The 14,573-nt window shown below is 70.7% G+C and carries 13 protein-coding genes and 1 pseudogene; 9 read left to right on the top strand and 5 right to left on the bottom strand.

Annotated features, from left to right (window positions below):
- Nucleotides 1-216 (top strand): annotated as a pseudogene (locus ABZY45_RS32905) (hypothetical protein); the annotation flags it as partial.
- A gap of 359 nt (nucleotides 217-575) precedes the next feature.
- On the opposite strand, the gene ABZY45_RS32900 reads toward ABZY45_RS32905, so the two are convergent.
- From ABZY45_RS32900 to ABZY45_RS32885, 4 genes are all read right to left on the bottom strand, one after another.
- The gene (locus tag ABZY45_RS32900; protein WP_356745924.1) at nucleotides 576-2,147 is read right to left on the bottom strand and encodes a hypothetical protein; all 1,572 of its coding nucleotides are present in this window, start codon (nucleotides 2,145-2,147) and stop codon (nucleotides 576-578) included.
- Nucleotides 2,147-2,539, bottom strand: a complete 393-nt coding sequence (locus ABZY45_RS32895; RefSeq protein ID WP_356745923.1) for a hypothetical protein — start codon at nucleotides 2,537-2,539, stop codon at nucleotides 2,147-2,149. Before ABZY45_RS32895 ends, ABZY45_RS32900 begins: the two co-directional genes overlap by 1 nt.
- Nucleotides 2,540-2,653: 114 nt before the next feature.
- On the bottom strand, nucleotides 2,654-3,244 hold the full coding sequence (locus ABZY45_RS32890) for a hypothetical protein (protein ID WP_356745922.1): 591 nt from the start codon (nucleotides 3,242-3,244) through the stop codon (nucleotides 2,654-2,656).
- Between the two features lie 23 nt (nucleotides 3,245-3,267).
- On the bottom strand, nucleotides 3,268-4,365 hold the full coding sequence (locus tag ABZY45_RS32885; protein ID WP_356745921.1) for an NlpC/P60 family protein: 1,098 nt from the start codon (nucleotides 4,363-4,365) through the stop codon (nucleotides 3,268-3,270).
- Nucleotides 4,366-4,663: 298 nt separating this feature from the next.
- Between ABZY45_RS32885 and ABZY45_RS32880 the strand changes: the two genes are divergently transcribed.
- From ABZY45_RS32880 to ABZY45_RS32855, 6 genes are all read left to right on the top strand, one after another.
- Complete coding sequence (locus tag ABZY45_RS32880) at nucleotides 4,664-5,503, top strand: hypothetical protein (RefSeq protein ID WP_356745920.1); 840 nt, start codon at nucleotides 4,664-4,666, stop codon at nucleotides 5,501-5,503.
- Nucleotides 5,504-5,529: 26 nt separating this feature from the next.
- On the top strand, nucleotides 5,530-5,877 hold the full coding sequence (locus ABZY45_RS32875; protein WP_356745919.1) for a hypothetical protein: 348 nt from the start codon (nucleotides 5,530-5,532) through the stop codon (nucleotides 5,875-5,877).
- A 10-nt stretch (nucleotides 5,878-5,887) separates the two neighbouring features.
- The gene (locus tag ABZY45_RS32870; protein WP_356745918.1) at nucleotides 5,888-6,673 is read left to right on the top strand and encodes a hypothetical protein; all 786 of its coding nucleotides are present in this window, start codon (nucleotides 5,888-5,890) and stop codon (nucleotides 6,671-6,673) included.
- A gap of 94 nt (nucleotides 6,674-6,767) precedes the next feature.
- Nucleotides 6,768-8,534 (top strand): hypothetical protein, encoded by a 1,767-nt coding sequence (locus ABZY45_RS32865; RefSeq protein WP_356745917.1) that lies wholly within the window; start codon nucleotides 6,768-6,770, stop codon nucleotides 8,532-8,534.
- Complete coding sequence (locus ABZY45_RS32860; RefSeq protein ID WP_356745916.1) at nucleotides 8,531-10,054, top strand: SCO6880 family protein; 1,524 nt, start codon at nucleotides 8,531-8,533, stop codon at nucleotides 10,052-10,054. Before ABZY45_RS32865 ends, ABZY45_RS32860 begins: the two co-directional genes overlap by 4 nt.
- Entirely contained in the window at nucleotides 10,054-11,637 is a 1,584-nt protein-coding gene (locus ABZY45_RS32855; RefSeq protein ID WP_356745915.1) for a type VI secretion protein, read from the top strand. Before ABZY45_RS32860 ends, ABZY45_RS32855 begins: the two co-directional genes overlap by 1 nt.
- Nucleotides 11,638-11,824: 187 nt before the next feature.
- Here ABZY45_RS32855 and ABZY45_RS32850 read toward each other — a convergent pair whose 3' ends face one another.
- Nucleotides 11,825-12,145 (bottom strand): hypothetical protein, encoded by a 321-nt coding sequence (locus ABZY45_RS32850; RefSeq protein ID WP_356745914.1) that lies wholly within the window; start codon nucleotides 12,143-12,145, stop codon nucleotides 11,825-11,827.
- A gap of 178 nt (nucleotides 12,146-12,323) precedes the next feature.
- Here ABZY45_RS32850 and ABZY45_RS32845 point away from each other — a divergent pair, with 178 nt between their 5' ends.
- On the top strand, nucleotides 12,324-14,021 hold the full coding sequence (locus tag ABZY45_RS32845; protein ID WP_356745913.1) for a type IV secretory system conjugative DNA transfer family protein: 1,698 nt from the start codon (nucleotides 12,324-12,326) through the stop codon (nucleotides 14,019-14,021).
- 21 nt (nucleotides 14,022-14,042) lie between these two features.
- A complete protein-coding gene (locus tag ABZY45_RS32840) occupies nucleotides 14,043-14,555 on the top strand; it encodes a hypothetical protein (RefSeq protein ID WP_356745912.1) in 513 nt (170 codons plus the stop codon).
- Nucleotides 14,556-14,573: the final 18 nt, after the last annotated feature.

Raw genomic sequence — 14,573 nt, 5'->3', positions numbered from 1 at the left:
TCCCACGGCAAGCTCGCCGTCGAGGAGGGCGCCTGGGTCTACAGCCTGGACACCGCCGACCCGCAGATCGGCATCTCCGACATCCACCTGTTCTCTATCGGCCGCGACGGCCGCACCGTCACCCTCGTCCGCTGGGGCCAGATGGGCGACCTCGAGGACGCCCCGCTGACCGCCTTCCGCACCACGACGAAGACCGCCGTCAACAAGCTCCACTGACCCGGGGGCTCCCTTCCGAGGGCTGACCACAGCTCGACAGCGGCGCGGCCGGAACCCGGGCGCGCCCCGTCGTACGGTCACGCCGTGGTCGAGCGCGGCCCGCTCGGCGTCGTCCAGTTCGGTCGCGCGGAGGAAGTCGGCGACCTTGCCCGGCATGTCGAGGGCAACCGGCAGCTCCGGGGCCGGGGTGCCTTCGTCGGCTACGACGTGCTCGGGCATGAGGTCGGCAACGTCAAGGAAGGCAGGGCTGGCGGGTCTGCAGTACCTCGACTACGCCTACCCGGCGGGCCCTGGCGGCTGAGCGAGCACATCCACCCGGCTACGAGTGTTCGACCCGGGCGTGAGACTGTCAGCCGGCACTACAGACTCCTTCGTCGTGGCCGCACCTGCACCTGCACCTGCGGCTGTGGTCGAAGTCGGGGCTGGTCCGGCCTGACCGCCGTCTTTCGGGGTTTCGTCCAGCTCTGTGCGGCGGCGGTCGCCAGGCCGCGGTGGGCCGCCGCGTCCAGCAGCGCTCGTGGTACGGGCGTGCCGGCCTGGGCGGCGATGTCGAGCAGCGAGACCGCCGACGCCTGCTCAGTCGGCAGGATCGCCTTGTACGGGGCAGTCAGCGCCTCCAGCTGCTGAGGGGCGATCGGACGGAAGCGGTGGTTCTGCGCCCCGGGGAGCCCGGGTGCCTGCTGCTCGAAGACATCGGTGACGAGGCCGCCTCGTGCCTGGCTCACCGCCTGCGGCGCGGCGAGGGCGAGTTGCCAGCCTGTGGCCGGCAGTCGGTACAGCGCGGCGGCCAGAGCTCCGGGGCCCCGTGTGTCGGCGAGGATCTCCGCCCCCTTGCGCGGGTCGGGCCGGGTGGTGGCCTCTGGCCGCCACTCAGCTCCGTAGAGCAGCTGCCCCACGCGGACCGCTGCTGTACGGGCGATCACCGAGGACGGGTGGGGGAGGACCTGTGGCAGTCGCACCACCTCCCCGCGGCGGACGATCTCATAGCTGGGAGCAGGCAGCTTGGGGTGGGAGCGGGGGTCGGCGATGTCCACGATCCGGTGCCATGCCGTGGCCGACTTCTGCCAGGCCTGCGCGGAATCCCGCAGCGCGACCGCACTCTGGCGCAGGCCGGCGGCAGCATGGTCCGGCAGTTCCTCGGCGGCCCTGAGCAGGACCCGGCCCGCCAGGAGGCGTTGCATGGCTGTCCAGCGGGCCAGCTGCTGGAGGTCCGATCCGCTCATGTGGTGGTCGGAGCGGTGGTGCAGCGTCTCGAATGCTGCCCTGGACAGCCGGTCGCAGTCCTCGGCGAGGTGCGCCGGTACGTCCAGGGTCCGGTCGGCCGAGTCCGCGTGGACCGGGTAGACGGGAAGCGTCAGAGAGAGCGCGCCGATCGCCGCGTCGGCGTCGCGCGTACCGTCCCGGCCGAAGACCGCGGCCTGGGAGAGGAAACGGTGCACGTCGGCGAACGCCGCGACCGCGGCCGGGTCCAGGGTGTCCTGGGCCAAGGAGGACGCCACCTGGGCCGCGCCCCAGGCGAGTTCGGCGCAGCGGCGGGTGAGGTAGTGATGGGCCGGGCCTGTGGTGAGTGCGTACGCATACGCGCTGAGCGGCGTGCGGTCGGGCCCCCGGTGACTCTGGATGACGTCGCGCACCGCGTCGACCGCGGCGGACGCGTCGAGCAGGTGACTCTGCGCCGGATCGACGGCGGGCGCGGGCAGCAGACGTCGCACGGACTGCAGGGCATCACTGGCCCGGCCCAGGTGGAAGACGAGATCGCCCGTCACGGACGACTGCGTGACTTCCCCGTCGCCCAGCCCCAAGGGTTCGGCGAGGGCGGAGAGGAACCGGTCGAGGTGAACGGCGGCGGCCGCACGGTCCGGTGACGAGGTCGCGGCTGCCGTACGGAGCCGCGTCCCGGCGGTGTCGAAGAGCTCGTCCAGCGTCGCCATCACCCCTCCCGTGCGGCGGCCAGCGCCCGCGCGGCCGTGGCCGCGTGCTCGGCGGCCTCGCTCAGCTGGACATCCTGTCCGGCCAGGTCGGCGAGTGCACGGTGCGCCCTGCCCAGGAGATCGGCGTAGGGAGCGAGACCGCCGGGGCCGGGCTGGATCTCGCTCGCTTCCAGGGGGATCGGCTGCCCTTGCTCAGGCAGGGGCAGCAGGGAGCGGGCAGCCGAGCACGACTGTGCTGCGGTGAGCGCGAGGAGTTCATCGCCGGTGCCGTCCCAGGTGACGGCGTCGGCCACGCGCGCTCCGAGATCGAGCGCGTCCCAGGCGGCCGCCAGGACCGTGGAAGGACTTGACGATGCCAAGGCTTCGTCGAGCGTGTTTATCGAGGTGTTCAAGAGTGGGCCCTTCTCTCTTGTGCATCGTCACTGGTGGGAAGCGTGGCATCGCACCGACTGGAGCGTGGACGCTCTGTGGATGACGCGGCCTTTGTGGAAAACGGACTACGTCGATCAGGTGATGCCTCTGACTCTCCGTGGGGCAACGGCACTTGCACCGTCACCTGCACCTGCCAGGGCCTGAAGCCGCCTCCTGGTCCGACGAGCCACCGCCGCGTCAGGCCCGTGGATGTCGGTGACCACACCCAGAACCTCCGCGCCCAGTGCGGGCGCGTCCGCGTCCGGCACCGTGCGCCAGAGGCTGTAGACCCGGCGGGTGGCCTCTCCGGTGTCGGGGTGACCTGGGCCCTGGACGGTCGCCCGCAGCCGGGCGGTGTGCAGGTACCACCCGAGCGAGGTCGCGTGGTCGCCCGCCAGATAGGCCAGGTGCGCGCGGACCTCTCGCACATGGACCGTGTTGAGGTGCTCCGGGCCGTACTCGTCGGTGACGTCGGTGTCGAGGCGGTGGGCCATCCAAGCAGCGTCGGGCAGTCGGCCGGCGGCCGCCGTCGTGGCGATCTCCGTCAGCCGACAGCGCAGCACCTGGGGGATGTGGGTCATGGTCTGTTCCGCCGGGCGCTGCTCCTGGCGGCTGTCCCAGAAGGCCGGTGTGACGGTGCCCCAGGGATGGAACAGCTCTTCGTGCTCGACGTTCATCGGCTTCATCGGCCGTTCTCCGGTCTCATGGATCACCACTGCACCACCCGACGGACCTCGGAGACCCGGGTGACAGCGCTGGTGGAGTTGCGCAGGCTGCTGTAGGAAACGACGCGGGTACGCACTCCGGTGCGCGGCGCCTCGATGACCATGTCGTCGCCGATGTACATGCCGACGTGCCCTGGGCGGGCATCGGAGCCGTCGCTGCCGGGGTTGAAGACGAGATCTCCGGGCTTGGGCTTGTCGACGCTGACGTGGGCGCCGATGCGCACCTGGTCGTAGGTCACGCGCGGGATGCTGATGCCGGCTGCCCGGTAGGCCTGCTGCGTGAGCGAGGAACAGTCGCACCAGCGGGACGCGTTGCTGCCGTGCGCGTCGGTGCAGTCGCCGCCGAGCTGGTACCAGCCGCCCTTCTGCCTCAACGCCCAGGCGACAGCGGTACGGACCTCGCGCGGTGTGCCGGCGGGCAGGGCGTAGCCGGCGGGCAGCTGCACGGCGCCGCCCGAGGCAGGGGCGGTGAACCGCTTCGAGAGCGCCAGGATGTTCCTGACGTAGTGGTACGTCTGGCCCCGGGCGAAGGTGACCGGGGGGACGCCCCGGTATTCGTCGACCCGGCCCCAGCCCGCGTTGTAGCCGGCGAGGGCGAGCTCGGTCGGGGATCCGTCGTACTGCGGGTGCGCCCTGCCCTTTCGCATGAGGCTGCACATGAACTTACCCTGACCGGCGATGGCGTCGGCAGGCTCCCACACGCTTTTGGTGCCGTTCCCGTTTCCGTCGGTTGCCCAGGTGGGCCAGTTGCCCGGCATGAACTGGGCGATGCCCTGCGCACCGGCGTCCGGGGACTGAGCCCGCGGATTGAAGTTCGATTCCTGCTTCAGCTGAGCTCCCAGTACCGCGGGCTGAAGGTCGGCGTCACAGTCGGCAGCGGCCTCGAGGATCATCGGCGCGTACGCGGACGGCACCCCACCCTGACCGATGCGCAGACTGCCGGCCGTCGGCCCCATGCTTCCGTCGATCCCTCCGTCGTCCTCGTCGAAGGCCGCGATGAGGAGTACGAGGCCCATGCCGATGGCGACCGGGGTCATCACGACCCCGCCCACGGCGACGGCTGACCAGCCTCTGACGCGCACAGTCCCCCCTAGGCCTGCACCGACTTTGCGCAAACGAACAAGCGTGCCCAGTCTGCTTCGTGGCCCGAGGCGGGATGCAGACGGGTGATCGAGTGTGACACTATGCCATCACTGCTTGTTACAGGGCATGTTGAGGTGCCGCGCAAACCGTCCGGGTGACCGGGTACCGCGACTTCGATCCGTCCGAGTGTGACAAAGTGACGAATCGTATTAGCGTATGCGAAGAGTTGCCGCGTATGGGGGAAGCGTGGACAGAAGGGCTTTGTCTCCGATGGGCCTCTCATCGGGGATCCGCCTCGTGACGCCAGTGATGGCGGCGACGGGCGGCAGCGGTCGCTCGACCGTGGCGGATCTGCTGGCCGAGCGCATGGCCGCTTCCGGAGCGGACACCGTCGTCCTGGACACGGCCCCGCGCCTCTCGTCCCCCTGGCCGTCGTGGACGGTCGGGCAGCAGGCAGGCGGACTGGCCGCGCTGCCGCCGGACAGACCGCTCACCCGCTCCCAGGTCCAGCGTGCCGCGGCCGTACGGCCCGGCGCCGGCAGCACCCCTGGCTGGCAGGTGCTCACCGACGGCCGCGACTGGCACAGCCCTCCGCTCGTACTGCCGCATGACCCGGCCGCGTGGCTGCAGTTGGCGGCCATCGGCGGTTGGCAGTGCGTCATCGCCGATACCCCGCACCCTGTGTCCCACGACATCCTCGAGTCCCGGTGCGCCGGGCGGATCGGTCAGACCCGGTCCTGGTGCGAGCTGCCGTACGCGGTGCCCGTGCTCTGTGCCTCCGCCACCGCCGGCGGAGTCCAGGCCCTCCAGCAGGCCGTCATGGCACTGCACGCGGACGGAATGCCGCTCCAGCGCACCGTGGTTGTCCTGACCGCGCAGACGGACGGCCGCCTCCCCGCCGTCGTTCGGGCCGGCGCCACGATGCTGTCGGCCCGCGCCGCAGCCGTCGTCCACCTCCCGTACGACCCGCACATCCGCGCCCATGGGCTGCGCACGGTCTCCCGCCTGCGCTCACGTACGCGGCAAGCCGCGGGCCTGCTCTGCCAGGAGGTCTTCGCGGCGGCCGGGGCCTCCTGGGGCACGCCCCTTCCCGACGCCCCACGGCCCGCGCCCCTGGCCGTGCTCTCTCCTTCCTAGCCGATCCGTAGACGAGCTTTGACGAGGTGTTCGCATTGACGCTGATGGACGCGTTCCACGCCCTGGCCCATGCCCCGGGCCTGGACGTACTCGCCGCAGACCCGCTCCCGGTCGTACCGAAGCCCTCACCCGCCCTCCCCGCGGCGGTGAACACGCAGGTGCAGACCATTTTGAACTGGACCGCCGGATTCGGGCTCGCCGCCGCAGTGATCGGAGGCCTGACCGGGTGGCTGCTGGTCGCGGTCGGACACAACACGGAAAGGGCCCAGCTGGCCGCCAGGGGCAAGCAGTCCGTGCTGTGGAGCCTGTGCGGTGCCGGCGGCATCGGCCTGACCAGCTCCATGGTGCTCGCGGTCTACAACCTGTCGGTCTGAGGCCACCGGTATGGACAACCACGAGCGCAGGGCCCGAAAGGCCAAACTCTTACTCGGCGGGCTGACGGTCCTTGTCGTCGGCCTCCTGACGACCGGGGGCTTCGCCGCGTACTCACTGATCGACGAAGGCGGTTCCGGTACGCCGGCAGCCGGGCCTACCGCACCGGGCAACGCGAAGCCGCCCAGCCCCGCCTCGTCCGGCAGCGGCCCCGAGATGACGCCGGAGCGGGCGAAGAAGATCACGCTGGACGCGCCGACGGCCCAGAGGGCCGGTGTCACCATCGGCTTCCCGCACAGTCCCGGCGGCGCCGTCTCCGCGGTCGTCCACTTCTGGGAGGAGTACGCCTGGATGGACGACCAGAGGGCCCGCCAGCAGCTGGACGTCGTGACATCGCCGGATGCGGCCGGGTACATCGACAAGCAGATCTCCGAGGTCCGCACGCTCCGGGAAGGCGCGGGTCTGCCCGCCTCGGGCGGAACACCCGCGGGGATCACCTTCACCACCACGGTGGAAGCCGTACGGATGCGGAGCCTCGTCGACGACGACCTGCCCCGCGGCGACGTCGTGCACATCTGGCTGAGCTTCGACCGGTACGCGACCACACCGGAGAAGGCCACCGACGACAACCCGATCAAGGGCGACACCACGGACTTCATCGTGAAGTGGCAGGACGGAGCGTGGAAGCTCACGGACGAGGCCGCCTACGTCGAGCAGCGGACGTTCCCCGTCGCCTACGACGCGGATTCGCCCTTCGCGTGGCAGGACCAGTGGATCCAGGTCAGGCATGGGGAATGACCGCACGCGGCGCCCTGTTGCAGTCCGGCTCCGGTGCCTCTTGCTCGTCCTCCTCTGCTGCCTTGCCGGAATCACGGCCGGCGCCCCGGCCGCAGTGGCCGACCACGGAGGCGAGCACGCCGATCACGGCCCCCCGAAGCCGCCGCCGGAGGAGTGGGCCCAGGGCGGCGACGTCGCGGGCATCGACGCCCACGGCCATTGGTGCGTCCTGGACTTCGGGGCCACCGACGGCGCCTGCAAACCCGCCGAGGCCGGGGACCTGCCCGACACCGTCGGTACCTGCGAGGGGGCCGACGGCAACGCGGCCAGGGACTGCGGCGAGGCCGATCGCCGACGGTACGAGGAGCTCCGCCTCGACAAGTGGCGCAAGGCCTACGACCAGGAGCAGGGCAACTTCGACGAGCTGAACACGTACGTCACCGCCTGCGTCGAGAAGGGGGGCATCTTCCAGGAGTGCCTGCGCGACGGCCAGGACACGTACCCACCGGACGCGAAGAACCCGGTGGCCTGGGCGGCGGGCAAGGTTAGCGAGATGGCGTCGGACGCCTTGCAGGAGGCGGCCCGCTACATCGGCAAGGCCGTGGTGTGGCTGCTCGAGGAGTTCGCCAAGATCTTCAACTCCTCGTCGACCATCGACCTGTCCAAGACGGGGATCGACTCGGCCACCGCCCTCATGACCACTCTCTCCCTGGCCGTCGCCACCTTCCTGCTGCTCCTGCAGTTCGGCAAGGTCGCCATCAGCAAGCGAGGCGAGCCGGCCGCCACCGCCGTCATCGGTCTGGCGAAGTGGGGAGTCATCTCCTCCGTGTACGTGCTGGCAACCCAGACCGCGCTGACCTGGTCGGACGCGGTCTCCACCTGGATCATCAACTACACCTTCGACGGCGGTGGATCCGGCGAGGCCGATGCGACCGAGGCGATGCAGCACCAGCTCGGCACCCTCTTCGGAGGCCTCATCACCGGCGGGGGAGGGGTCGCGACCGTCGGCACCGCGCTCATCACCGGGGAGGGGGTGGCCGCCGCGGCGGTCGGGGTCATCATCGTCGTCGGGATCGTCTGCATCCTCGCCATCGCTGCGCTGTGGCTCGAGGTCCTCCTGCGGCAGGCCGGAATCATGATCCTGGTCGCCACCATGCCCGTGGTCCTGGCCGGCCAGCTCTCGGACTCCACGCAGGAATGGTGGCCGAAGGCGCGGAACGCGCTGATCGCCCTGATCCTCATGAAGCCGATGATCGTGCTCTGCTTCGCCATCGGATTCGGGGCCATGGCCGAGGGCCAGGGCGTACAGAACATGTTCGTGGGCCTGGTCATTTTCGTCCTGGCCTGCTTCGCGTGGCCCGTGCTGGCCAAGTTCATGACGTTCTCCACCGTCGGCGGAGGCAGTGCGATCGCCTCCGGCCTCATGAGCTCCCTCGGCTCGTCCGCCGCATCGGTGGGCGGCGGCTACCGCCCGGAGATGAGCGGAGCCGGAGCAGTCGGCGGCGGCAGCGCCTACACCCGGGCCCTGGAACAGGACACCGCTCAGACGTCGGCGAGCGGTTCCTCCGCTGCTCCCGCACCGGGCGCTGCCGGTGGCGCCGGGAAGTCCTTCGGCTCGAAGGTCTTCGGCACCGTCGGGCTTCCTCTTCAGCTTCTGGCCGCGGGCAAGGACACCATCGAGTCCGGCATGTCGAGCACGGCCGGACACGCGGGACTCGACCACGGCGCCGCAGGAGGCCGCCACGTCGTCATCGCCCAGCGGCGCGTGTCAGCAGGGCATCCCCCTGAAGCCCAGCCCGGAGGGGCGGACACCCCGCAGCCTCCGGTGCTGCCTGCTCCCCTTCCTCCGACTCCCAGCCCTCCGAATCAGGGACAGCCGTGACACAACCCGTCACCTACAGCGGGTGGCAGTCCGAGAAGTCGGGCTTCATGGGGCGCCTCTCCGGCCCCGGGTTCGCCCTGGTGGCCGTCGGCTGCACACTGCTGCTCCTCCCCGTCAACCTCGCGAGCTGGGCCGCGGCCGGTGTGTGCGTGCCGGTGGCCGCGGTGCTTCTCGTGCTCGCGTTCGGCCGTGTCAGCGGGCTGAGCGCCGATGAATGGATCCTGCTGGCAGTGAGGCATCAGATCGCCGTGGCACGGAATCAGAACGTCTTCGTCTCGGGGCCGTTCGCGCCCCGCTCGAACCGGACGGGCCACCAGCCGACCGACCTGCCCGGGACCCTGGCCAGACTCCGGATCCTGGAGGCCCCGGACGGGCTCGGCGGTCTGCTGGGAGTCGCGCACGACCCGGTCGCCGGTACGTACACGGCCGTGGCCCGGGTCAGTTTCCCCGGCCTCGCCCTGGTGGACACCGACAAGCAGGCCGCCCGCGTCTCGTCGTGGGCCGCGCTGCTCCGGACCTTCTGCACCGAGGACTCTCCGATCGTCCGGCTGTCCGTACACCAAAGGTGCCTGCCCGACGACGGCGCCGCCCTGCGCTCATGGACCGCTCACCACATCACCGCCGACGCGCCCCCTGCCGCGGTGAGTTCCCTGTCGGACCTGATGGAGGGCGCCGGCCCCGTGGCCACCAACCGGGAGACGTATCTGTCCGTGACCCTGTCCGCCGGCCGGGCCCGCCTCGCGATCAAGGGAGCCGGAGGCGGTCAGGTAGGTGCGGCCGCCGTCCTGGTCAGGGAGATCCACGCACTGGGCGGAGCGCTGAGCACCGCGAGCCTGCAGGTCATGGAATGGCTCTCGCCCCGCAAGGTCGCCCAGAGCATCCGCACGGCGTACGACCCCGACGCCCAGGTCGCGATCGCCACCACCAACGCGGCGGCCCGGACCCCCGGATGGCAGGGAGTCGAGGAGGGCGTCGACCCCGCCCTGGCCGGGCCCGCCGCAGCGGAGACCGGGTGGGGGACCTACCGCCATGACGGAGCCTGGACCGTCACCTACCAGGTCCGCACCTGGCCTCAGGCGCAGGTGTACGCCACGTTCCTCCAGCCGCTGCTGCGTCCCCGGCGCAACGCGCGACGGTCCATGAGCCTCGTCTACGAGCCGCTCGGGCCCCGCCGCGCCCGCCAGGAACTGGCCCGCGAGAAGAGCAAGCGGTCCTCCGCCCGCTATCTGCGGGCCAAGACCGGGCGTGACGAGAGCGAGGACGAGCGCCGCGAGGTGAACCTCGCCCGCACTCAGGACGCTGCCCGCGCGGCGGGGCAGGGCGTGGTCCGGATGACCGCGGTGCTGTCGGTGACCGTGACCGACCTCGAGGAACTGGAGACCGCCTGCGCAGAGATGCAGGCCGACGCGGCGGCGGCCGGCCTGGAACTGAGGCGCATGTGGGGTGCCCAGGACGTCGGCTTTGCCGCCGGCGCGCTGCCGCTCGGCCAGGGGCTGCCGGACCGGCGGGTGGGCTTCTGATGGGCCTGCGTACACGCCTGCCGGCAGGCCTGCGTATCAATCTTCCGGCACGACGTCGTGCCACCGACACCGAGTTGGACGCCGCAGGGTTCGGCGAAGCCACCGGCATCAGCAGCACGTACGTACCCCCACCGGCCGGTCCGACGCGGGCCGAGCAGCGGGAGTCCCGGCGGCTCGAGGACGCCGAGACCGTCATGCGGATCGCGCCCCGCAAGGGCTGGCCCCACCCCTTCGCAGGGCGCTCGGCCTCCCTGCCCCGTACGGAGGTGGTGCGGGCCGATACCGGCAACGCCGCCGGTGCCTACCCCTTCCTGCACGCCGGATCGCTGCCCCCGGTCGGCGCGTACATCGGCCACAACACGCTGACCACCCAGGCGTTCAGCGCGCACCCGGCCGTCTGGGTCCGCGAAGGCCTCTGCACCAACCCCAACGTGATGATCACCGGCATCCCCGGCAGCGGGAAGAGCGCCCACATCAAGGCCCTCTGCTTCCGGCTGATGGCTTTCGGGCACCGAACGCTGATCGCGGGTGACGTAAAAGGGGAGTACGCGGGACTGTGCCGGCACCTGGGCGTCGAGCCCGTACGTCTCGGCCCCGGCCTTCCTGGGCGGCTCAACCCGCTTGACGCCGGGCCCCTCGGCGCCGGCCTCGACCGGATCAAGGACCCGGCCGAGCTCCGGGGCCGTCTGCAGGAGATCCACCGGCGCCGCCTGACCCTGCTCAAGGCCCTCCTCGAACTCCAGCTCCGCCGCACCCTCGAGTCCAGGGAGGAGGAGGCACTGGACGTCGCGGTGCGCGAGGTGACCGGCGAGCTGTACGGGCAGACCAGACTGGCCGTGCCGACCCTGCCGCTCGTCTACGACAAGCTCCGCGACCCCACCGGCACGATGGCCGAGGAGCTCCGCGTCCGCGACGGCGAGGTGCAGCTGGCCCGCGAGCAGATGGTGTCGATCCGCTCGGCTCTCGGCACGATGGTCAACGGCCACCTGGGCGGGCTCTTCGACGAACAGACCTCGATCGGCCTGGACTGGGACGCACCGATCCAGTCCGTCGACATCAGCGCCCTCGAGCAGTACGGCGACGAGACGGTCGCCATGGTCCTGTCCTGCGTCTCCTCGTGGGCGCAGGCCGCCATCGACCGGCCCGGGCAGCGACCGTGGATCGTCGTCCGTGACGAACTCTGGCGGCAGATGCGTTCCGGCGGGGCGGCCATGGTCCGGAAGATCGACGCCGACCTCAGGCTGTCCCGGGCGACCGGCACCATCCAGATCCTGGCCACGCACCGGCTGTCCGACTTCGAGAGCGTCGGTGCGGCGAGCTCGGAGGCCGTCGCGATCGCCAAGGACCTCATCTCCTCCTGCGAGACGCGGATCCAGCTGGCACAGGACACCCGCCCCCTGCAGATCACCCGCGAGGCGATCGGCCTCTCGGACGCGGAGTGCGACCTGATCGGATCCTGGGGAGCTGGCCAGCGCGGACGGGCCCTCTGGAAGGTCAGCCGCGGCGGCGGCCACGCGGTCCAGCTGGTCCTCTCCCACATCGAGCAGAAGCTCTTCGAGACGGACGAGCGGATGACGGTGTAGGCCCGTGAGTTCGTCATTTCTGAAGCACCGATCGGACGGAACTCATGGGGTGGTGGGTGTGCTGGAGGGCCCATTTCGGGTTGGCAGTCAGGGAACCCGGGGCTTGGCGATCCGGCAGGTTGGGGTGCTCAAGACCTGTGCCGGGACAGCAGCGTGCAGGAGCGCCTCAGGCCCGACACCGGTCACGTCAGAGCCACTGGGCCCAGCCGAAGGTCGCGATGTATGCACGTTCGATCGCCTTCCAGCCCCGTCCGCCGCGTCGGCGGACAACGGCCAGGGCCAGGGCGAACCAGACCGCGCACACGCCGCCGATGATCAACGGCCACTTGGGTCCGTCCACAGCCCCGACCGTACCGAGTGCCACGGCCGTCACCACCAGACCGCCGTGTGCCCCGCCCCGGCTGGAGCGCATGGCCTCCCGGATCACTCGCCGATCCTCTGCGAGGACCCGCTCGTACGCGTTCGGTGCTGCCTCCGCGCTGCGTGCCCGCTCCGTGTCCTTCTCCATTAAAGCCCCCTCGATGAATGCGCCCCTACGAAGGGCGGGCCCATGCCACTACGGACGCATCACCCTGCACGACCGTTGCCCGACCAGCCGGGCGCACGGACGTTGCCCCTGTCCGACCTGGCCTCCCACGTCATCGAAACGAATCCGACCAGACGAACCCCAAGACAGTAGGGACATCATGGCTGCGGGAAGAGCCGGCCCGGCCGGCGCCGCCCTGGACGACAACACCCTCCTCGCCGCCTACGGGATCGGCGCCGCCCTCTCGGTCGGCGCCGCGGTACTGCTGGCCGCGCCCGCCGCGGCTGTGCTGTCCGGGCGCGGGTGGGCCACTCGCACCGACAGCATCCCCGGCACCGTCCTCAAGTCGCTGGTACGGGGCCCCGGATCGGCGTACGACCCCGCCCCGCCCAGCTGGCTGTTCTACGGGCTGACCGTCGTGTTCGTCGTGATCGTGCTCGTCCTGGCCGTGAAGGCCGTCAGCCTCTTTGATCGCAGCGGGCGGGCCGGCGGCGCCCAGTGGGGCGGAGCCAAGGTCGAGCGGAGGCTGCAGGCCCCCCAGGACCCGGCCGCCCGGGTCAACCGGCTCACTGCCGGGCGTGGGATGCGTACCGGGAAGATCGTGGCCGCGCAGCCCAACATCAGCGCCACCGTGTTCGGAGTCCCCGGGTCCTCGAAGACCACCGGGCTGGTGCTGCCGAACGCCGCGGAGTGGCAGGGCCCCTTGGTGGTGACGACCACCAAGGCCGCCGACCTCGACATCATCTACGCGCGCCGTCGCGCCTTCGGGCCGGTCTGGGTCATCGCCCCGGCCGGGATCCCCGGCAGGACGACCCAGAAGTGGTCACCCGTCGACTACTGCGCCGACGCGAAGGCGGCCGACCGGATGGCCTCGTGGATGGCGGAGGCGTCCGCGTCCGGCGACAGCAAACGCGCGGCCCCGTGGATCGACCAGGCCAAGAGCGTCCTCAAGGGCGTGCTGCTGGCAGCGAACCTGTCCGGCGGGGGAGTGGCCGCGATGCGCCGCTGGCTGGGGCTCGGCAAGGACGCCGTGGACCACGTACGCGCCGTCCTGCTGCAGCACGGCTACAACGAGGTCGCCGACGACTACGCCTCGCCCTGGCTACGGCTCCACGAGGACGGGATCGGCTCCATCCAGTTCAGTCTCAACGTACTGGCGAGGGTGTACGCCGACGAGGAGGTCCGTGAGACGTGCGCCGGCACTGACTTCACGGTGGAGGACCTTCTGGACAGGACTGGAACCGTCTGCCTGATCGCGTCCGAAGCCGACGCCGAGCGCTTCGCCCCGCTCCTGACCTCCATCATCGCCTCGATCATCCATGGCGCCGAAGTCCGCTACAACAGCACGGGCAAGCCCCTGGACCCGTCGCTCGGCGTGATGGTCGACGAGGCCGGCAACATGCTGCGCTACCCGCGGCTGCCGAACATCCTCACCACCGGCCGCGGCATGGGCATCGACGTCCTGACGGTGTGGCACGACCTCTCCCAGCTACGGGACCGGCTCGGCACCCAGAAGGCCAACACGGTGCTCTCCGCGAGCGGCCTGCGGATGCTGCTGCCCGGCTGCGGAGACCTGGAGACCCTGCGCTACTTCTCCGGGCTGTACGGACGCACCGAGGTGATAAGGACGTCCCACGGCCGCTCGCGCGGCGAGTACACCACGAACACCTCGGCCACGGAGACGGACCTCGCCCCGGTGCACTCCCTGCAGCAGCTGCCGGACTTCACGGCCATCGCGCAGTACTCGAACCAGCCCCCGATCAAAGTCAGGATGCGGCTCACCTTCCGCGACAAGGACCTGAAGAAGCTGCTGGCCGCGGCCCCGGTCAACAACAGCGGACCTTTGGAACAGCGCTGAACAGAAGGCAGGGCATCACCCGTGTCAGATCTCGACAACCCGGCATCGTTGTGGCCCACCATGCCCTCCGAGGCCCAGCCCGAGCCGCAGCGGTGGGTGTGGGCCGCCATGGACCCGATGGACCGGCAACAACGCCTCCGAGAACTGGCGACCTGGGTCGACTGGCTACGCGCCACGTTCGAGCTGCACCACAGCATCCCTCCGTGCTGGTACCGCCATCCTCCGGTCGTGGAGCACCTGACGGCCCTGTACGCCGGGTGGATCCGTACGTACGCCGGCGAGCAGGTCCCGGGCCGGGAGCTCGCCGAGGCCGACTGGATCAACACCTTGCACGCCTTCACCCCACGCTTGCAGTTGGCCGCCTGCGCCGGCGGACGTCACGAGGTTCCGCCGCCCATCCCGTCGGCGCGTGCTGGGGCGGCGGAGGAGTTCGAGTCCTACCTCCAGGTGTCACGGGCTACCACCGAACCTGCTTGGCATCCGGCCGAGGCGGAGCTCGGCCGACGGCGGGTGGAGGCTGCGGCGCGGCTGTAGAAGCAGAGGGCCAGCTTG

The sequence above is a fragment of the Streptomyces sp. NPDC006516 genome (assembly GCF_040611875.1).
Taxonomy (GTDB): Bacteria; Actinomycetota; Actinomycetes; order Streptomycetales; family Streptomycetaceae; genus Streptomyces.
This window is presented reverse-complemented; position numbering and strand designations above follow the sequence as displayed.